At 53.4% G+C, this 17817-nt stretch carries 18 protein-coding genes; 5 read left to right on the top strand and 13 right to left on the bottom strand.

Annotated features, from left to right (window positions below; all coding sequences use genetic code 11):
* Positions 1 to 37: 37 nt before the first annotated feature.
* Both aroL and APU11_RS10555 read right to left on the bottom strand, forming a co-directional pair.
* Positions 38 to 562, bottom strand: coding sequence for a shikimate kinase AroL (aroL, locus tag APU11_RS10560; protein ID WP_013095816.1), 525 nt, complete (start codon positions 560 to 562; stop codon positions 38 to 40).
* Between the two features lie 142 nt (positions 563 to 704).
* Entirely contained in the window at positions 705 to 1166 is a 462-nt protein-coding gene (locus APU11_RS10555) for a YaiI/YqxD family protein (RefSeq protein ID WP_013095815.1), read from the bottom strand.
* A 96-nt stretch (positions 1167 to 1262) separates the two neighbouring features.
* On the opposite strand from APU11_RS10555, the gene proC reads away from it, so the two are divergent.
* The gene (proC, locus tag APU11_RS10550; RefSeq protein WP_013095814.1) at positions 1263 to 2072 is read left to right on the top strand and encodes a pyrroline-5-carboxylate reductase; all 810 of its coding nucleotides are present in this window, start codon (positions 1263 to 1265) and stop codon (positions 2070 to 2072) included.
* Between the two features lie 17 nt (positions 2073 to 2089).
* Here the strand turns inward: proC and adrA are convergent, their stop codons facing one another.
* From adrA to APU11_RS10525, 5 genes are all read right to left on the bottom strand, one after another.
* Positions 2090 to 3193: a diguanylate cyclase AdrA gene (gene adrA / locus APU11_RS10545; protein WP_058651617.1), complete on the bottom strand. Its 1104-nt coding sequence runs from the start codon at positions 3191 to 3193 to the stop codon at positions 2090 to 2092.
* 103 nt (positions 3194 to 3296) lie between these two features.
* Positions 3297 to 3617, bottom strand: a complete 321-nt coding sequence (psiF, locus tag APU11_RS10540; RefSeq protein ID WP_013095812.1) for a phosphate starvation-inducible protein PsiF — start codon at positions 3615 to 3617, stop codon at positions 3297 to 3299.
* Between the two features lie 292 nt (positions 3618 to 3909).
* Complete coding sequence (iraP, locus tag APU11_RS10535) at positions 3910 to 4170, bottom strand: anti-adapter protein IraP (RefSeq protein ID WP_013095810.1); 261 nt, start codon at positions 4168 to 4170, stop codon at positions 3910 to 3912.
* 211 nt (positions 4171 to 4381) lie between these two features.
* On the bottom strand, positions 4382 to 5596 hold the full coding sequence (locus APU11_RS10530; RefSeq protein WP_058651616.1) for a multidrug efflux MFS transporter: 1215 nt from the start codon (positions 5594 to 5596) through the stop codon (positions 4382 to 4384).
* Positions 5597 to 5765: 169 nt separating this feature from the next.
* A complete protein-coding gene (locus APU11_RS10525) occupies positions 5766 to 6449 on the bottom strand; it encodes an extensin family protein (RefSeq protein ID WP_040023341.1) in 684 nt (227 codons plus the stop codon).
* Positions 6450 to 6551: 102 nt separating this feature from the next.
* Between APU11_RS10525 and ddlA the strand changes: the two genes are divergently transcribed.
* Positions 6552 to 7652 carry a D-alanine--D-alanine ligase gene (gene ddlA, locus APU11_RS10520; RefSeq protein ID WP_048970445.1) on the top strand — a complete coding sequence of 367 codons (1101 nt, stop codon included), beginning with the start codon at positions 6552 to 6554 and terminating at the stop codon, positions 7650 to 7652.
* Here the strand turns inward: ddlA and APU11_RS10515 are convergent.
* On the bottom strand, positions 7649 to 7885 hold the full coding sequence (locus tag APU11_RS10515; protein WP_013095806.1) for a DUF2754 domain-containing protein: 237 nt from the start codon (positions 7883 to 7885) through the stop codon (positions 7649 to 7651). The two genes, ddlA and APU11_RS10515, sit on opposite strands and share 4 nt — an antisense overlap.
* Before the next feature lie 247 nt (positions 7886 to 8132).
* Here APU11_RS10515 and APU11_RS10510 point away from each other — a divergent pair, with 247 nt between their 5' ends.
* A complete protein-coding gene (locus APU11_RS10510; RefSeq protein WP_013095805.1) occupies positions 8133 to 8435 on the top strand; it encodes a DUF2755 family protein in 303 nt (100 codons plus the stop codon).
* On the opposite strand, the gene APU11_RS10505 is transcribed toward APU11_RS10510, so the two are convergent.
* The 3 genes from APU11_RS10505 to APU11_RS10495 form a co-directional block, all read right to left on the bottom strand.
* Positions 8432 to 9529 carry a DUF1615 domain-containing protein gene (locus APU11_RS10505; protein WP_045292978.1) on the bottom strand — a complete coding sequence of 366 codons (1098 nt, stop codon included), beginning with the start codon at positions 9527 to 9529 and terminating at the stop codon, positions 8432 to 8434. The genes APU11_RS10510 and APU11_RS10505 overlap by 4 nt on opposite strands.
* A gap of 14 nt (positions 9530 to 9543) precedes the next feature.
* Positions 9544 to 10764, bottom strand: coding sequence for a peptide antibiotic transporter SbmA (gene sbmA, locus APU11_RS10500; protein ID WP_013095803.1), 1221 nt, complete (start codon positions 10762 to 10764; stop codon positions 9544 to 9546).
* A 115-nt stretch (positions 10765 to 10879) separates the two neighbouring features.
* Complete coding sequence (locus APU11_RS10495; RefSeq protein ID WP_029882454.1) at positions 10880 to 11413, bottom strand: isochorismatase family protein; 534 nt, start codon at positions 11411 to 11413, stop codon at positions 10880 to 10882.
* A gap of 204 nt (positions 11414 to 11617) precedes the next feature.
* Here APU11_RS10495 and ampH point away from each other — a divergent pair, with 204 nt between their 5' ends.
* Complete coding sequence (ampH, locus tag APU11_RS10490; RefSeq protein ID WP_013095801.1) at positions 11618 to 12784, top strand: D-alanyl-D-alanine-carboxypeptidase/endopeptidase AmpH; 1167 nt, start codon at positions 11618 to 11620, stop codon at positions 12782 to 12784.
* Here ampH and APU11_RS10485 read toward each other — a convergent pair.
* On the bottom strand, positions 12781 to 13404 hold the full coding sequence (locus tag APU11_RS10485; protein ID WP_013095800.1) for a helix-turn-helix domain-containing protein: 624 nt from the start codon (positions 13402 to 13404) through the stop codon (positions 12781 to 12783). The two genes, ampH and APU11_RS10485, sit on opposite strands and share 4 nt — an antisense overlap.
* Positions 13405 to 13491: 87 nt before the next feature.
* Entirely contained in the window at positions 13492 to 16266 is a 2775-nt protein-coding gene (locus APU11_RS10480) for an autotransporter outer membrane beta-barrel domain-containing protein (RefSeq protein ID WP_029882453.1), read from the bottom strand.
* Positions 16267 to 16717: 451 nt separating this feature from the next.
* Here APU11_RS10480 and hemB point away from each other — a divergent pair, with 451 nt between their 5' ends.
* On the top strand, positions 16718 to 17692 hold the full coding sequence (gene hemB, locus APU11_RS10475) for a porphobilinogen synthase (protein ID WP_013095798.1): 975 nt from the start codon (positions 16718 to 16720) through the stop codon (positions 17690 to 17692).
* Positions 17693 to 17817: the final 125 nt, after the last annotated feature.

Below are 17817 nucleotides of genomic sequence, written 5' to 3'. Positions count from 1 at the left end.
CCTTTTTTTATGTCAGAGCTATAAGTATAGACGGCGGTTAGCTGGCACAAGCCAAACGCAGGGCGGTAATAATCTGAATCACAACCTCTTCGGGCGACGCGGAAGCATCCACCACGTGATGTGCCGCTTCGCGGTATAACGCATCGCGCTCCGCCAGCACTTCGCTCACCTCTTCGCTGAGCGGTCTGGAGGTCAGCGCAGGGCGTTGCCCCTCTTCCGGAAACGCTTCCAGACGCCCCACCAGCGCAGCCACGGGCGCACAGAGATAAATCACTATCCCTTTTTCACGCATATAGCGGCGGTTATATTCCGCCAGAATAATTCCGCCACCTGTGGCAATCACCGCATCGGGTGCCGTTACCGCTTCCAGCGCGGCCGTTTCACGGCTGCGAAAGCTCTCCCAGCCCTCTTTTTCGACGATATCCGCGATGGTTTGTCCGGCCTGAGTCTGCAGCCAGTGGTCGGTATCAACAAAATGACGTTGACAGGCACGCGCCAGCTCCAGGCCAACGGTGGTTTTCCCACAGCCGCGGGGGCCAACTAAAAAGATGGGTTGGGTCATAACCAGGTGTTTCCCCTTGATGCCGGATGGCTGAAGAGTGTAAAGAAATAATTGCAGAAGATGTTGCGTTTACTTTACTGCAAAGCGGTACGGAATGACAACCCTGTCACTGCCATACTGTACCACATATTGACAATGATTATCATTTAGCAGTGCGACGTTTCACTTCCAGCAGCCACTTATCCAGCTCTGCGGCAAACTGCTGGCGGTCACGTTGAGATAAACTGTCTGGCCCGCCGGTCTGCACACCGCTGGCGCGAAGCGTATCCATGAAATCGCGCATGGTCAGTTTTTCCCGGATGGTTGCTGGTGAGTAACGCTCCCCGCGCGGGTTCAGCGCTGCGGCGCCCTTTTCCAGTACCTCTGCGGCCAAAGGAATATCCGCCGTGATCACCAGATCTTCCGCGCTGCACAGCCGTACGATCTCGTTATCCGCCACATCAAAACCGGCAGGAACCCGCAACGCACGAATGAATCGGGAAGGCGGTACGCGGATATTCTGGTTTGCCACCAGCGTAAGCGGCATCTGAACACGCTCGGCAGCGCGGAATAAAATCTCTTTAATCACATTCGGACATGCGTCCGCATCAACCCAAATCGCCATAATGTCTCCCCTATTGATACTGGCGACTATTGTCGCCTGCATTTCGTTGTTAAGCTATCAATCAGAGAAAACAACGCATAACGACGGAGAAACGTGATGGACAAGAAAATCGGGTTTATTGGCTGCGGTAACATGGGCAAAGCCATCCTGGGTGGCCTGATCGCCAGCGGGCAGGTCCTGCCGGGTCAGATTTGGGTCTATACACCATCACCGGATAAAGTCGCGGCGTTACGTGATGAGTATGGTATTAACGCAGCCGAAAGCGCGCAGGAAGTGGCCCAGGTCGCCGATATCGTCTTTGGGGCGGTTAAACCGAACATCATGATCAAAGTCCTGAGCGAGATCACCTCCAGCCTGAATAAAGACACGCTGGTGGTGTCGATTGCCGCAGGCGTGACGCTCGATCAGTTGGCCCGTGCACTGGGTCATGACCGTAAAATTGTTCGCGCAATGCCCAATACCCCTTCACTGGTCAATGCCGGGATGACCTCCATCACCCCTAACGCGCTGGTGACCACGGAAGATGTGGCCGATGTGCTGAACATTTTCCGCTGCTTCGGCGAAGCAGAAGTGATTGCCGAGTCGATGATCCATCCGGTTGTGGGCGTGAGTGGTTCTGCTCCTGCGTATGTCTTCATGTTCCTGGAAGCGATGGCGGATGCTGCGGTGCTTGGCGGTATGCCACGTGCGCAGGCCTATAAATTTGCCGCACAGGCGGTGATGGGCTCAGCCAAAATGGTGCTGGAAACCGGTAAGCATCCAGGGGAACTGAAAGATATGGTCTGCTCGCCTGGCGGTACCACCATCGAAGCGGTGCGGGTGCTGGAAGAGCGCGGGTTCCGTGCGGCAGTCATTGAAGCGATGGCGAAATGCATGGAAAAGTCAGAGAAGCTGAGTAAGTCCTGACCAAACTAAGCCGGATGTCAGGCGGCCACCTCGGTACGTCCGCGTCCGGCATTTTTGGCTTTATAAAGCGCGATATCTGCCGCTTTTAACCACTCGCGGTAATGGGCAAACTGTGTTCCCCATGGCGCAACCCCCACGCTGATGCGAAGCCGTTCGTTTGGGGCACAGGGTAACGACAGTTTTTTCAGCCGCTCGTGAACGCGGGACATCGCCGCAATTGCACTTTCTGCCGGGGTGCCGGACATGATGATCGCGAACTCATCGCCACCGAAACGGCCAATATAATCTCCGGCCCGCAGCGTCATCTGCAGCTGACGAATGATAGCAATGATCGCTTCATCGCCCACATCATGTCCCCAGGTATCATTGATGCTCTTGAAGTGATCGATATCGATAAGCAGGATCGTGGTTTGACCATGATCCCGTCGGCACTTTTCATACTCCATCCGCAGCAACGTTTCCCAGTGGCGCCGGTTATAAACGCCCGTCATGCCATCGCGGGTACTCATCAGCTCAAGTCTTCGCTTATTTTCCGCCAGGCGAATGGCCGTCTGATGGCTCACCCAGGCAAAGAGTATTGGGTAGATCATCAAGACCGGCAGCGTCAGCCACCACTCCAACGATCCGGAAGAGAGCACCACAACATTTCCGGTTAGCTTCAGCGTCACGACAGCGGATAACGTGGTTATGGCAATGCCTGCGAGAAACAGGCGACAGCCGCCGGATCCCATCATATTCATGCCCATCATCATAACCAGCGCAGCCGATGGCAGAGCGTTCACGCCCATCAGGCCAATCCAGATCCCGGTAAAAATAGCGTCGACCTTCAGATTGATGATTTCACATTGATAAGGTTGAGATGAGCGGCAGGTAAACTGCCAGGCAAGATGCGGCCAGATAAAAGCCCAGCTCACCAGTAATAACCACCAGCCGCCCGGCAAAAAATGGGTCACCAGTACACCGGCAATGGGAAAAAACATCGCCGCCAGGCCAACGATTCGCGCCAGACGGACTCGCCGGGCAAAGCGTATGCCGGTACGGTGCGCGTCATCCTGAGAAAGGTTTTGAAGCCACTCTTCCCCAATACGCTCTTTATTGTAAAAGTTTTCGTCGTTCATCATATTTTGGGAATATTCTGAAACATTTTCCCAAATTATAGAGAGGGGGGATGCGGAGAAAGTATGAAATTTCGGGTGAGTCACCGTAAGGACTCACCCGATAGGACTATGCCTGTTTCTTCAGACAACCACTCATAAACTTGCTGCGATCGTCGCCTTTCAGCATTTGTTGCGTGGCCTGAGCGTTACATTCACGCATTTTTTGCTGCTGCGGCGTCAGGCTTTTTTCATCTGGTTTGGATGCACCATTTTTGAGGCAATCGCTCATATATGTCTTACGGGCATCCCCTTTCAGCGCTTTTGCTGTCGCCTGTTGGTTGCAGGTTGTCATACGCTGCTGTTGAGGTGTTAAGGTTTTCTCTTCCGCATGCGCTGAGGCGATCAGGCACAGGCCGGAAAACAGGGTAACCAGTATTGTTGTTTTCATTGCACCATCCTTTATGTGAAGTTCCACATTAAGTCTGGTTCGTTGCGGGAAAAAAACCACCCTGCGACAATGATTTTCTTCGGGTTTATGCATTATTTCATCTCTGGCGCGGCACGCTGTTCATTACCCGGTTTCGCCTGACGCGTTAGGGTATTTAATAGCGAGAGGCATGAGATGAAATAGAGGCTCTGTTTAAATTCTTTTCTCCCAGTGCGAAGGCCAAAAATAAAAACAGAGCGACGACAGGCATCCTGCATGACCATTCTATGACAGGCCATTCTCTTTCAGCAGGCTAGCTGCGAGGATGCCTTAATAGCTTCTTTACGTATTGCTGAAGCATCTCCGCATCTTCAGCGGGGACCAGCGAATCGGGGCGAGCCTTGTCCAGTGCGCTTTCTACATTATCGATTAACGCCTGTTGCTGCGGTTGTGTCATTTGTCGGAGCAACGCCGTAACGACAATTTCCAGCGCCTCGACCTGGGCGACCAGTTCTTTTGACTCTTCTTCCTTTTGTGCAAGCTTGACCAGCAACTCAGCAATGAGATTTTTCATCGTGCTATTTCCTTATGCGTTTTTTCTGAACTTAGCATTCAGAATGAATAATGCAAAGAGGAGAAAAGTATTATCTTATGCAAAAGTGATGCTGCTGCCAAAATAAAGATGAATGGCAAGCAGCGAAACGTTTTTCTCTTTAGAAAAAGCCGCATTTAGTTATATAAAAATGCGGCAACCATAAGAATATATAATACATTACAGCAAATGATTAACGCGCCGCTCTCGCCTGCTCTAATTGGCGACGGCGTCTCAGCACAATCGCCAGCTGGATAATATTGATCAACACCACAATCGCCGTGGCCGCAAATACCCAACGAAAACCGGCCATCGCCGAAACGGATGCACCAATAAGCGGACCGGCAACATTACCTAAATACATAAATGACTGGTTATAGCCAAAAATACGCCCTGTCACCTGGTCACTTGAATATTTCACCAACAAGGTCTGCACCGCAGGTAACATGGCGCCATCGGCAAAGCCGAGCAGGAATCGCAGCACGCCGAGCTGAAGCGGTGAGGTGACGAACGACATCGCAAAAAAGAGCACCACGGCAAAAATCAGCGTGGCCATCAGGATACGCGCCGTACCGATCCTGTCGCCCAGTTTTCCCAGCCGCGGCGCAGAGATTAACGCCGATACGCCCGGCACGGCAGCAATCATCCCGCTGAGAAACGCAATATTGCTGCTGTCTGGCTCCATCGATTTTATAAACAGCGCCAGAATCGGGCCTACCGAACCATTACAGAGCTGGATCACCATGGTGGTTACGAACAGGCTTATCATCAGCCCGGGATATGGCAGCGAGGCGAAGACCGCTTTGCCGCTCAGGCGTTCAGATTTACTGACAACCGGGCGCCCCCCCTCCTTGATCAGAAACAGCGTCACCAGAAAACTGATCACCAGCAGGATAGCGGTAATGAAGAAGACGGCGCGCAACCCTACGTGGTCGGCCAGAAAGCCGCCTAACAACGGGCCGCCGATAACGCCACTGATCTGTGCGGTGGAGAGCGTACTCAACGCCCAGCCGCTACGTTCACGCGGCACCTGTGAAGCGACCAGCGCCATGGCGTTCGGAATATAGCCGGATGTCAGCCCCATGATCGCCCGCAGGATAAACAGCTGCCAGACGTTAGTGGCAAAGGCCTGCAGCAGGATGGCTATTGCCATTCCCAGCGAAGCGCGCAGCAGCATCAGTTTGCGCCCTTTTCGATCCGCCAGGCTCCCCCACATGGGTGACACAATGGCGGAAACCAGAAACGTCACGCTGAACGTCAGCCCCGACCACATGGAAAGGGCTTCATGCGAGGTCACACCCAGCTGCGAGACGTACAGCGGCAGAAAGGGCAAAATCTGGCTGATGGCCAGCCCGGTGAAGAAACACCCGAACCAGACCGAGATGAGGTTAACTTTCCAGGATTCCATAAAAGAAATAGTCTTCATTTTTAGGCAAATGCGCCGACAGATTAGCAAGTTACCGGCATCTACGCCGTGCCAGAGATGCGGCCTTGCTGACTTTGGTGTTTTATCTTCCCAGTCATCATATTTGTGAAATATGTCACAAATCATCCAATTTCTGGCGGAAGATTATGCTTTAGCGGCAGAGTCCAAAGCCGCGCATTCCCAGATGGAAATGGTTGGCGTGCGCCGCGTTATACTCCGGCCCCAGGCCGTTCCCGTAGTAGCCGCAGCTCGCCGTCAGCAGCGCCTGTAGCCACGGCTGCGTTTTGGTCGATCTCCAGCCGTGCAGAATGGTGACTCGTTCACCGTTCGCCAGCCGAAACGCGCTGATATCCAGCGCCTCTGCCGTGGCATGTTCGCTGCGTCTTGCATCAGGGCGGTGGTAAATATTGCGACAGGCGTAGCTGCCCAGGTGCTCAATGCGCACCAGCTCGCTTCCGGTCCAGGTTTTGGTGAGTGGCCGGGCCTGCTGGCTGACAAACAGTGCAGAACTCAGCGCCAGCGGGCAGCTGGCAAGAAAGCTGCTGTTCAGGCTGACCGGCCCGAAGTCACGCACGCGCACCACGTTGTGAAGGGGGCATGCTCCGGCGCTGTCGGCGACAGGCTGTGTGCGAATAAGGGCCTTCTGATTGGCCTGCGATAACAGGCTGGCACACGCCTCGGGGGTAAGGCGCCGCAGTTTGTACTGAGTAATTGGGCCTGGCGGGTCGTCAAGCGAGAGCGGCGTAAAAGGGTTGTAGTGAGACGGCAACCAGCGGTAACCCACCGTTGCGACTGCCACCAGAATGAAAACGATCAGCAGCGTTTTGCCTTTCACACTCCCCCCTCTTTACTCCCAAAACATTATGGCAGAAGGTCGCGAAACCCGCAGGGCATCGTGGTATGTTATTGGCTTTTCGTCAGACTGGAAGAGAGTAAGATGGCAAAGCAGCGCGTAGGTATTGTCTTTGGGGGAAAATCAGCGGAGCACGAGGTTTCATTGCAGTCGGCAAAAAATATTGTCGATGCGATTGATAAAAACCGTTTCGACGTAGTGCTGCTGGGCATTGATAAACAGGGCCAGTGGCATGTGAACGATGCGAGCCAGTATCTGTTAAACGCCAACGATCCGGCACATATCGCCCTTAATCCTTCTGAAATCAGCGTCGCCACCGTTCCTGGCGTTGTGAAGGGGCAACTTATCGACGCCGGTAATGCACAGGCTCTTGCTCAGATTGACGTCGTGTTCCCAATCGTCCACGGCACGCTGGGCGAAGATGGTTCGCTGCAGGGTATGCTGCGCATGGCAAACCTGCCGTTTGTCGGCTCCGATGTGCTGGGCTCCGCCGCCTGTATGGATAAAGACGTCACCAAACGCCTGCTGCGCGATGCCGGGCTGAACGTTGCCCCGTTCGTGACGCTCACCCGCGCCAACCGCGATAAATACACCTTCAGCCAGATTTCCGCCCAGTTGGGTCTGCCGCTGTTCGTGAAGCCTGCGAACCAGGGCTCCTCCGTTGGCGTCAGCAAAGTGACAAGCGAAGCGCAGTTCACCGAAGCCGTTCGTCTGGCTTTTGAGTTTGACCACAAAGTCGTGGTTGAACAGGGTATCAAAGGCCGTGAAATTGAGTGCGCGGTGCTGGGCAATGATTTCCCACAGGCAAGCACCTGCGGTGAAGTGGTGTTAAACAGCGATTTCTACTCTTACGACACCAAATACATTGATGATAAAGGCGCTCAGGTCGTCGTGCCGGCAAATATCGATCCGGCCATCAACGATAAGATCCGGGCGATCGCCATCAACGCCTATCAGGCTCTTGGCTGCTGCGGCATGGCGCGTGTGGATGTGTTCCTGACGCCAGATAATGAGGTGGTGATTAATGAAATCAACACCCTGCCGGGCTTTACCAACATCAGCATGTATCCAAAACTGTGGCAGGCCAGCGGTCTGGGTTACTCTGAGCTGATCACCCGTCTGATCGAACTGGCGCTGGAGCGTCACGCCGCTGACAGCGCACTCAAAAGTTCAGTAAACGGTTAATCGGTTCTTTTCACCGTCTCCGCCTCATCCGCTGTCGTCTCTTCCGGACGACGGCGGATAATTAACCCAGCCAGCCAGAAACTGATCACCCAGGTCACCAGCCCGACAGCATAGGTTTGCCATCCTTTGGCTTCAAACCCCAGCAGCCCTACGACACCGTTAAGAATAAAGATCAGCCCGATAGCAAAGGCGTAGTAGTGCCAGTCACGGCGTAGTTTGGACGTGAGCTTCATAACAACTCCGGCAGGAAAAAAAGACATCCTCTCACAGTTTTACGATCGGGTCTGTGGCAGATGCGGAAAATCTGAAACACGACGCAATTTCAGTTAAGTAATGAATTTGTGATGTGCTGCAGAAATCGACAATCCAGGAGAATTCCGCAGGGGAAATTACCACGATTCTGATATTGACAAATGCTATGACCTGTCAAACTCACCGTGTGCGAAGCGTATTAACAGAGTGATATTTCCGGAGGTCTTTATGGCTGACTTTACATTGTCGAAACCGATTTTTGGCGGCACACCACCAAAAACCTCCACTGCGGGTAATATTGCGTATGCCCTGTTTGTCCTGTTCTGCTTCTGGGCAGGCTCTCAGCTTCTCAACATGCTGGTTCACGCGCCTGGCGTCTATGAACATCTGATGCAGGTGCAGGATAACGGACGCCCACGGGTTGAGATTGGTTTGGGTGTGAGCACCTTGTTTGGCCTTGTCCCCTTCCTCGCGGGTTGTCTGATTCTTGGTGTTGTCGCGTTAGTCGTACGCCTGCGTCGTCGCCATTAACGTCCCATACAACGAGCCCGACGATCGTCGACGCGTTTGGCGAACCATGCCGTTGTCAGGTTACGCGTGATTTTCGGGCTTTCCAGTTGAATACCCGGCAGGATTGCCCGCGGTAACGCTTTTCCACTCTTCTTCTCGGCCAGCGCGAAAACCTTGTTGTAGAGATCCGTCTTCTCGAACGCCAGGCTATCCCCTTTCTCCAGCTGACGGCGAATGTCGCTATCGCTCATGCCAAGCGTTGCTGACAGTTTGCGCACCGCCAGTTCCGTTGTCCCCGCCTTGCTGCTGCCGTAGGCGATGAGATCGCCGTCCAGCGCCAGTTTCACCCCGCTGGCACGGCTGACCGCACTCTGAAACGCCGCGTTTCGGCTGGCATACCAGCCCGCGTTAAAGTCAGCAAAGCGGTACAACGGCTCGCTGTAGCTCGCCGGATAGTTCAGCAGATGGTACGTGCCAAACCACAGTCCGCCACGCAGGGAGAAGACTTCCTGGCGCACCGTCCCGTCGATTTTCCACGGATAACCGTCCGTATGCTGCTCGGCAAACGCAATGCTGACCTGCATCGGGCCGCCGGTATGCACCGGGTTAAGCGAGCCGAACAGTTTCTGCCCCATCGGCACCATGTTGATGAAATCATCAAAAATGGCGCTCAGCTGTTTCTCGGTTTTCACCGTGTCCAGCCGATCGCTGTAGCTTTTGCCGTTTGGCGAGGTGATTTTAAGGGCGGTATGCACCAGGAACACCGGGATATGCATCGATTCCGCGCGACGGTCGATCTCTTTCCAGGCAATTTTGTTCAGCCCCGGCACCACCGGATCTGACTGGTACATCGACTCCTGCTGCGCCACTGCCAGCACCGAGCAGATATTCTCCTCGGTAGGGGCAATTTTCTGACTTTCAAAGGTCTTCGCTAACGCCTCGGCCCACGCATTGCGGTCTTTCACCGTAGAGGGCATTTTTTGCCGCACCACGCTCGCCACATCTACAGGTTTCTCACCTTTTTTAAGCGGGGCGGCCCCTTTTTCGGCACACCCCGCCAGCACGAGTGCGGCGAGTAAAGAGAGCGATAATGTACGCGGTACGGCAAAAGACATAGCAATTCCCTGTTTTAGCTAAATGTATTGGTGACTTCCTGCAGATCCCGATCGTCCAGCTCGCGTTCAAAGCTGCGCAGACGTTTGTAGATGGACATCAGTTCCACCAGCGTGGTCCAGGAGCTAATCAGATACTGGAACGACCCGCGAACCTGACCAAATACGTTGGTGATCTGTGTCATCAGACCCAGCGTTATCGTACCCGCAACAATGGACGGGAACAGCAGGAACAAACCGAAAACGTTATCCACCTGCAGATACAAAATGCGCGCAATGTTGAAGTACATATAGTGGAAGTAAAGACGGAAATAGTTGCGACGCACGGCGCCAAACAGTTCACGTACGGTTGGCGGCGAGGCGCGGTTGGCGTCATCTTCACCATACACCAGCTCTTTACGATACGCCGCTTCAACGCGCTGATTTTTAAACTCCAGCCCAGGCAGCTTGATCCCCACCACGGCCAGCAGCCCTGTTCCCATTAATGACCAGACAATAGCGGCAATCACCAGGCCATACGGCAGATGACCAACAATCGGCAGGTCCGGCACGTGCGCCGAGAGCGTCACCAGAACCGGCAGGAAGGCAATCAGGGTCATAATGGCATTGATAAAGCTCACGCCCATGTCTTCAAGGGTCGAGGCGAAACGCATGGTGTCTTCCTGCACACGCTGTGCGGCGCCTTCGATATGACGCAGGTGTTGCCAGTGCGCCATATAATGTTCGTTCATCGCGGTACGCCAGCGGAAGACGTAGTGGCTGACAAAGAAATTGTTCATGACGCCAATCACCACCGCAATAAGGGCAATACCGAGGAAAATGCCAACTTCATGGTAGAACTGATTGATAGTCACCTTATGCGGTGAACTCAGCGCACTCTGGATCAGATCGTAGAACGGGGCATACCAGGCGTTAACCGCCACTCCCACTTCCACCAGAAACCAGGTGACAAAGATGATCAGCGACGTGCCCAGAATCGACCAATACTGCCAGCGATGTGGCGAATAGACAAACCAGAACAGGGCAAAAAGCCCTACGCAGACCATGTAGTAGGCATAAAACAGCAGATAGCTCAGCGACCAGAAACGCGCCGCGCTAATGGGAACTTCGCCCGTCGCGCCCGTGATGCGCGTCAACCACGCTCCGCCGCCGGCCTGCCAGAAAATGACAGCGATCAGTGCCCAAATAAATGCCGACAGGAAAAATGGCCCCGGCTTTGGGAAAAAAGACTTAAACATGATACATCCTTCTTGTTGTTATGGCTGTTGCTGTGCTCAACACATCACCACACGAAAATCTTGCCTGGGCCAGGTGCCTGGCGCAGGCAAAAAGGTCAGACCCGAGGGTTTATTATTAGTTCGCTTTCCAGTTTTCAAGAATTGTTTCGGTGCGTTTCACCGCGGGCGGGTTTGCGGGCGCAATGAAGTTGCGCCAGACGTCGTTGTAGTGGTTAATCAGAATGCGGGCTTCGGCCGCCGGGCGATTCGCGGTGGTATGCGCATCCTCCGCCACGGTGATGTGGTAGCCCCGGCTGACGCCATTCTTGAACGTGGCATCGACACAGTAATCAGTAGCGCAACCGCAGATGACAAACTCCCGGATCCCCTGCTCGCGGAGCAGCGTTTCAAGCGAGGTGTTATAGAACGCATCGCAGGCCGTCTTGGTCACGTAGAGGGCATCTGCAGGCTGATGCAGTTCTGGCAGCAAGGCAAACCCGTCACTGCCCTCTTCCAGACCGCCGGGCTCGGTATGCTGAATAAAAATCACCCGATCGGCTGCCTGCGTAAGCTGATTGATCAATGAAACACATTTTTCACGCTGATGACGAGGCGTTTCGAACACCCCCTGCTGCATATCGACAACCATAACCACACGCTTTCCGGACATACCCTTCTCCGCAAGATTGAGTAACACAGCCCTCTATCATAAGGCCGATGTCACAAAATGGGAGACTGACAGTAAGTAAATTCTTCTGATTTACTCGCAGTTACGTTTTTCTGGTTATCGTTATGTAATTCGGGGCATTGCACCGTACGGTTTAGTAGTATAAATACCCATTACTTTCCTCATTCACACTATGGATGCTTTTCGTTGAAACGTTGTCTGCTCTTTTTCGCCGCGCTGTGTGCGGTGAGCTTCTCAACCGCCCAGGCAGCCCAACCGCTGACGGCGCCCGTTCTGGCATCAGATATTGCCGATCGCTACGCGAACCTGATTTATTACGGCAGCGGCGCGACGGGAATGGCGATGGTCGTCATCGACGGTAATCAGCGCGTGTTTCGCAGTTTCGGTGAAACGCGTCCCGGTAATAATGTTCATCCGCAGCTGGATTCCGTCATCCGCATCGCGTCCCTGACCAAGCTGATGACCAGCGAAATGCTGGTGAAATTGCTGGACCAGGGCGTGGTGAAACTCGACGATCCGCTCAGCAAGTATGCTCCGCCGGGCGCACGTGTCCCGACGTATCAGGGGACGCCGATAAGGCTGGTCAACCTGGCAACGCATACCAGCGCCCTGCCTCGCGAACAGCCAGGGGGTGCGGCGCATCGCGACGTTTTTGTCTGGCCAACGCGTGAACAGCGCTGGAACTACCTGAGCAAAGCCACGTTGAAGTCCGCGCCCGGTTCTCAGGCCTCTTACTCCAACCTGGCGTTTGACCTGCTGGCCGATGCGCTGTCGACGGCAGCGGGCAAACCGTATACGCAGCTGTTTGAAGAGCAGATCACGCGCCCGCTGGGCATGAAGGACACCACCTTCACCCCATCACCGGATCAGTGCCGCCGTCTGATGGTCGCCGAAAAAGGTGCCAGCCCGTGTAACAACACGCTGGCAGCCATCGGCAGCGGCGGGGTTTATTCCACCCCTGGCGACATGATGCGCTGGATGCAGCAGTTCCTCTCATCAGACTTCTACTCACGCAGCCATCAGGCCGACCGAATGCAGACGCTGATTTACCAGCGCAGCCAGTTGCACCGCGTGATCGGTATGGACGTGCCGGGCAAAGCCGACGCCCTCGGTCTGGGCTGGGTATATATGGCACCTAAAAATGGCCGTCCGGGCATTATTCAGAAAACGGGGGGTGGTGGAGGATTCATTACCTATATGGCAATGATCCCCCAGTCCAACGTAGGCGCTTTTGTGGTGGTCACCCGCTCGCCAAATACCCGTTTCGTCAATATGAGCGATGGGATCAATAACTTAGTGGCTGAGCTCAGCGCCAATAAAGCCCAGGTGCTTACCGCCTCCGTCCAGCCTTAATATTCCGTGGGCAAACGGTTGATGCTAACCAGTTTGCCCCGGCTCATATTGATGTAGTTACCCTGTCGAAGCGCAGCGAGCACCTCAGCCACAACCGAACGCGAAATGCGCGTACTTTGTTGAATATGATTCATCACACCAATTTTTGAGCGCAGGGTTTCATCCCATTCGGCCATATTCAGCAGCATGGCGCGGATTTGGTGATAGGAGTTATTTCCTACCAGTTGCCTGTCCCGCTTTTCCAGAATGGATTTAATCCAGGACAGCCAGCAGAAAGCTTCTTTCCAGAGAGAACTTTGCTGAATAAGCTGCAGAGAGGTCGAAGCAGGTAAATAAAAGCCTGTGCACGGATTTTTGGCAACGACCCGATATTCCTTGCTGTAATCAAGCATGCCTGCAGTCAGCCCCAGAATAAAGGGCGCAGTAGCAATGCCAATCAGCAACTCGTCTGAACGGCGATAGATTTCAATAACGCCGGTCTGTAATACAAAGGTGCTGGGTTCATCATTATCATCATTTGAAATAATCTGCTGGGGAGCAGATTTAAATGGGGTACTGGCTACTTTCAAACACTGTTCGAGCCGGCTTAATTCAGAAAGTGGTTTCGCATTAACTTTCATGCAGACCTCTGGACATCCGTATTTGTCGGTTCAATATTATTTTTTTTAGATGACAAAGCGGGGGATATATTCCCCCGCTTTTATACTTTACCAGGTATATTTCACACCCAAATTGGCGCCCCAGTTCTGGTCAACGTCGCCGCCGCCCAGGTAAGTGGCATCCGTGTACGCACTGAAGTTTTTGGTGAAGCTGAACTGTGTGCCCAGGCCCACACGCACCGCAGAGCCTTCAACGCCGTTATCAATGCTGTCGCCATTCACGTTCGCATTGTTATCAGCATCGTCATACACATATGCCAGTTTGACGTATGGCGTCAGAGCCTGATCGCCGCCGTAGTTGAAGGTATACCCTGCGTCGACACCGAGTTCATAGCGCAGGCTGTCGTAAGACTGGCCATCAATTCGCATGTCGTTGCTCAAGCGGTAGTCGTCACCCGACTGGAACAGCCCAGACACTGCCGCATAAGGCGTGACGTAGCCGGACAGGTTTGGTTTCCAGTCATAACCCAGTTTCATACCGAAACCAACCGCATCTGTCGTGGTATTACCGTCCACGTACTGACCGTTACTCATGGTCGCGGAGAGATCGTTATTGAAGCGGGTGTAGCTCAGGGAGCTGTCGAGGAAGACATCGTTGGCAAACTTCGCAGAGGCATAGATCATCGCCGTCTGGCTATCCTGATCAACCTGACCGGTACGATCGCTGATATCACCCTTCGCGAAACCTGCCGCGCCACCCACGATCCACTTCGCGTTGTTACCGTCAATCTGCGTATCCAGACCAACCATAATCCCGCTTACGTCCTGATCGTAGCTGATAACACCATTGTCAGCGTCAAAGTTGCCGCCGAAGTAGCTCACCCACGCCCCGCCGTTATCGGCCAGACCGTGACGGCTGTTAGTCAGACGGGTTCCAACGGTATCCTGCTGCAGATCCCAGATATTGGTATTCGCTGACGGAATGCTCAGCGCCATATTGGCGTAGTCAGTCAGCGCTTTCTGCTGCAGAACAACCGTGTCACCCTTCTGCTGCGCCTGGTAGGTATAGGCACCTAAATCGGCTTTGTTTGCTGCCGTAAAGCGGGCCGCAGTGTCTGCGTTATTGTCATAAACGCGGATGATCTCTTTGTTTTTATAATCAGCAACAGAACCGGCGCCGGTCGCATCGTCGATACGCACGGTGTAGTTACCTGCCACATCACCGTTCACCGCCAGATGACCGTCTGAGTTAAGCGCCACGACGCCATAGTCGTAATCTGCTTTGCTCTTGTCGTTGGTGATAAAGCGGGCGTTGTTCAGATCGCTGTTCAGCACGTAGTCACGGCTGGCAACGTTCAGCACACCGCCATCGGTCAGCACCATGTTGTGCGTGTCCACCTGACCCAGGCCCAGTGCCAGTTCCGCACCGTTGTCGACGGTGATGGTGTTGGCATACAGTTCAGCCGTTTCTTCCGTCAGCGCGGCACGGCTATAGCTGTCCAGATACAGGCTGTCTGTCGCCACTGCACCGCTGTCGCCAATATTCAGGGTAGAGGCGTTGGTCAGGGTGATGGAATCCGCCAGCAGGCCAGAGTTTTCAACATTGACCTGCGACTGGTTATTCACTGCCAGCGTGTCGATGTTAGACAGTTTGCGGGTATCCCACTCTGAACCGTTGTTCAGGGTGACGTTGAACAGACCGCTCTGGTAGACCTCTTCACCTGCAACGTGACCGTTGGTGTCGTAGGTGGAATCAGGCCAGATGCTGTTTGGCGACAAGGTTCTCCAGTCAACGCTGCTGTAACCCTCACCATACATCTGCGCGGTGCCGATCGCTTCAACGCTGGATTGTGCAGCGCCAACCCATTTGCTGCCGTTGGTCAGTGTAACATCCAGCTTATCGGTACCATCCCAGCCGTTGGTGGTTGGGTTATACACACCGTCTTCAGTGGTATCGGTTGCCGGGTCGCCATTCTCGTAGAAGTTATTGTCGAAGGTGCTGGAGAACAGGATATCGCCGGTAACGGTAGAGTGATCGAAGGTGGCGGTGGTTTGCATAGCGTTGTCAGACGCGCTGGCCGCGACGATCAGTGCCGCGTCATCTGCGCCGGTCGCGTTGGTTTCACCGTAGTCGCTCGGCTTCGCGGTTTGACCATAGAACCCGCTGGTACCCAGATCGCTGTATGCGCCAGAGGTCAGAACAGAGTCTTTGACCACCAGGGTGTTAGTAAAGACATTACTGCTATCCGCAACGCCTTCAACGCCGTCATACGGGGTATTGTCCAGCTCATGGTAACCCTGAGTCAGCGTGATACCTGCAACGTGGGAGTTGTTCTGGATAACAATATCCGATTCCACATCCAGCGTAATCGCATTACCCAGTCCGTAGGTATCCAGATAGTGGGTTTCGGTGTTGTCACCATTGAGAACATCATACGCATAATGCTCATAGGTATCGTTAATGGTGGAGTGATCGACGGTCAGGCTAAAACGATCGTACTGCGTATGGGTCGTGCCGTCCGTATCAACCCCATCAGCACACGTGGCGGTCATGCACTTTGAGGTGATCATGCCATTAATGGTGCTGTTAGAAATGCTCAGCGCATTCGCTCTTCCATTGACACCATCGTCAAGGTAGTACGTCGAAATAACACCGTTCACCGTTGACTTATTAATCACCGGATAAATATCACCGTCGTGGGTGGCATCCGAGTAATCCCAGTCAGCGTAGCCATAATACCAGGGTGTTGATGCTGTATTATCATATCCGAAGGTATTATATGTGGCACCAGAAATATCTTTCGCATTGGCCTGAGAAGCGATAGCCAGGGTGCAGGCTAATGCAAGTTGTGATACAACCAGTTTCTTTTTCCATGTTTGCATTGGGTCATCCCTCCTCAGGGACGTAAGCAAGTTTGTCCATCAAATCATTTGGCAACATTGTATTGCGGAGGGAATTATGCATTTTCATTTCGAAAAGGTTCAATGAATGATTCCATTAAGTCCGTATCCAGACTAATAACATGAAAAAAATGCAACGACATTAAAAATTATAAATAAACACTATAAAAACAGCGAATTAAAATCATCTGACATAAATATAGAAAATATAATAAAGAATAATAGATCATTATTAATGATGTATTTACTTCAATTTAGAAATAGCACCAATATCTCGAGCGTTTGAAAAACAGGCTGACGCTGGTTATATATATTGACCATGTGAAACATCGCAACCCCCATTTCGCATTAACAAAAAGCCTACTTTCGTAAAACCCTCTCCCCCACTTTCATGTACACTAGCCTTCTTTGTTCCACAAACGTCAGGCATATCATGACCGATTTAATTGCTCGTCCCCGTCGTCTGCGCAAGTCACCTGCACTGCGCGCTATGTTTGAAGAGACAACACTGACCTTAAACGATCTGGTGTTGCCGATTTTTGTTGAAGAAGAGATCGATGACTACAAAGCCATCGACGCCATGCCAGGCGTGATGCGCATTCCGGAAAAATATCTGGCGCGTGAGATCGAACGTATTGCCAATGCGGGGATCCGCTCGGTGATGACCTTTGGCATCTCCCACCACACTGACGCTACCGGCAGCGATGCCTGGAAAGAGGACGGTCTGGTCGCCCGGATGTCGCGGATCTGCAAAGAGACCGTGCCGGAAATGATCGTCATGTCAGACACCTGTTTCTGTGAATATACCTCTCATGGCCACTGCGGTGTGCTGTGCGATCACGGTGTCGATAACGACGCCACTTTGCTGAATCTCGGCAAGCAGGCGGTGGTAGCTGCAGCAGCCGGTGCGGATTTCATCGCACCTTCCGCTGCCATGGACGGGCAGGTTCAGGCGATCCGCCAGGCGCTTGATGCGGCCGGATTCACTGATACCGCCATCATGTCCTACTCCACCAAGTTTGCCTCTTCGTTCTACGGTCCGTTCCGTGAAGCGGCCGGTACAGCGCTGAAAGGCGATCGCAAAACCTATCAGATGAACCCGCTGAACCGCCGTGAAGCCATCCGTGAATCGCTGCTGGATGAAGCCCAGGGCGCAGATTGCCTGATGGTGAAACCGGCTGGCGCGTATCTGGATATCCTGCGCGACATTCGCGAGCGCACCGAACTGCCGCTGGGTGCATACCAGGTGAGCGGCGAGTACGCGATGATCAAATTCGCCGCGCAGGCGGGTGCGATCGACGAAGAGAAAGTGATCCTGGAAAGCCTGGGCGCGATCAAACGTGCTGGCGCGGATCTGATCTTCAGCTACTTTGCGCTGGATCTGGCCGAGAAGAAAATTCTGCGTTAATCCGCTTTAGCGCGGGGTGGTGGCTTCGCCTTACCCGGCCTCCTCTCTGCGCTAATCTTCACCAAACTGCAATACAACCGACATCTCTCCCTTCTACTGTCTGAGCAAGACGGCAGGAGGAGTAA

It is taken from the genome of Enterobacter sp. 50793107 (assembly GCF_001463365.1).
GTDB classification, from domain to species: domain Bacteria; phylum Pseudomonadota; class Gammaproteobacteria; order Enterobacterales; family Enterobacteriaceae; genus Enterobacter; species Enterobacter cloacae.
The sequence above is the reverse complement of the archived record's forward strand: the minus strand, read 5'-3'. Positions and strand labels throughout refer to the sequence as shown.

What these genes read in the sequence shown, in the direction of transcription:
- APU11_RS10530 (WP_058651616.1), bottom strand. Translation starts at nt 5,596, where the DNA reads ATGGAATCCTGGAAAGTTAACCTCATCTCGGTCTGGTTCGGGTGTTTC.
- APU11_RS10510 (WP_013095805.1), top strand. Translation starts at nt 8,133, where the DNA reads ATGGCTGACTTTACATTGTCGAAACCGATTTTTGGCGGCACACCACCA.
- adrA (WP_058651617.1), bottom strand. Translation starts at nt 3,193, where the DNA reads ATGATGAACGACGAAAACTTTTACAATAAAGAGCGTATTGGGGAAGAG.
- APU11_RS10515 (WP_013095806.1), bottom strand. Translation starts at nt 7,885, where the DNA reads ATGAAGCTCACGTCCAAACTACGCCGTGACTGGCACTACTACGCCTTT.
- proC (WP_013095814.1), top strand. Translation starts at nt 1,263, where the DNA reads ATGGACAAGAAAATCGGGTTTATTGGCTGCGGTAACATGGGCAAAGCC.
- hemB (WP_013095798.1), top strand. Translation starts at nt 16,718, where the DNA reads ATGACCGATTTAATTGCTCGTCCCCGTCGTCTGCGCAAGTCACCTGCA.
- iraP (WP_013095810.1), bottom strand. Translation starts at nt 4,170, where the DNA reads ATGAAAAATCTCATTGCTGAGTTGCTGGTCAAGCTTGCACAAAAGGAA.
- APU11_RS10555 (WP_013095815.1), bottom strand. Translation starts at nt 1,166, where the DNA reads ATGGCGATTTGGGTTGATGCGGACGCATGTCCGAATGTGATTAAAGAG.
- sbmA (WP_013095803.1), bottom strand. Translation starts at nt 10,764, where the DNA reads ATGTTTAAGTCTTTTTTCCCAAAGCCGGGGCCATTTTTCCTGTCGGCA.
- psiF (WP_013095812.1), bottom strand. Translation starts at nt 3,617, where the DNA reads ATGAAAACAACAATACTGGTTACCCTGTTTTCCGGCCTGTGCCTGATC.
- aroL (WP_013095816.1), bottom strand. Translation starts at nt 562, where the DNA reads ATGACCCAACCCATCTTTTTAGTTGGCCCCCGCGGCTGTGGGAAAACC.
- APU11_RS10495 (WP_029882454.1), bottom strand. Translation starts at nt 11,413, where the DNA reads ATGTCCGGAAAGCGTGTGGTTATGGTTGTCGATATGCAGCAGGGGGTG.
- APU11_RS10505 (WP_045292978.1), bottom strand. Translation starts at nt 9,529, where the DNA reads ATGTCTTTTGCCGTACCGCGTACATTATCGCTCTCTTTACTCGCCGCA.
- APU11_RS10480 (WP_029882453.1), bottom strand. Translation starts at nt 16,266, where the DNA reads ATGCAAACATGGAAAAAGAAACTGGTTGTATCACAACTTGCATTAGCC.
- ddlA (WP_048970445.1), top strand. Translation starts at nt 6,552, where the DNA reads ATGGCAAAGCAGCGCGTAGGTATTGTCTTTGGGGGAAAATCAGCGGAG.
- APU11_RS10485 (WP_013095800.1), bottom strand. Translation starts at nt 13,404, where the DNA reads ATGAAAGTTAATGCGAAACCACTTTCTGAATTAAGCCGGCTCGAACAG.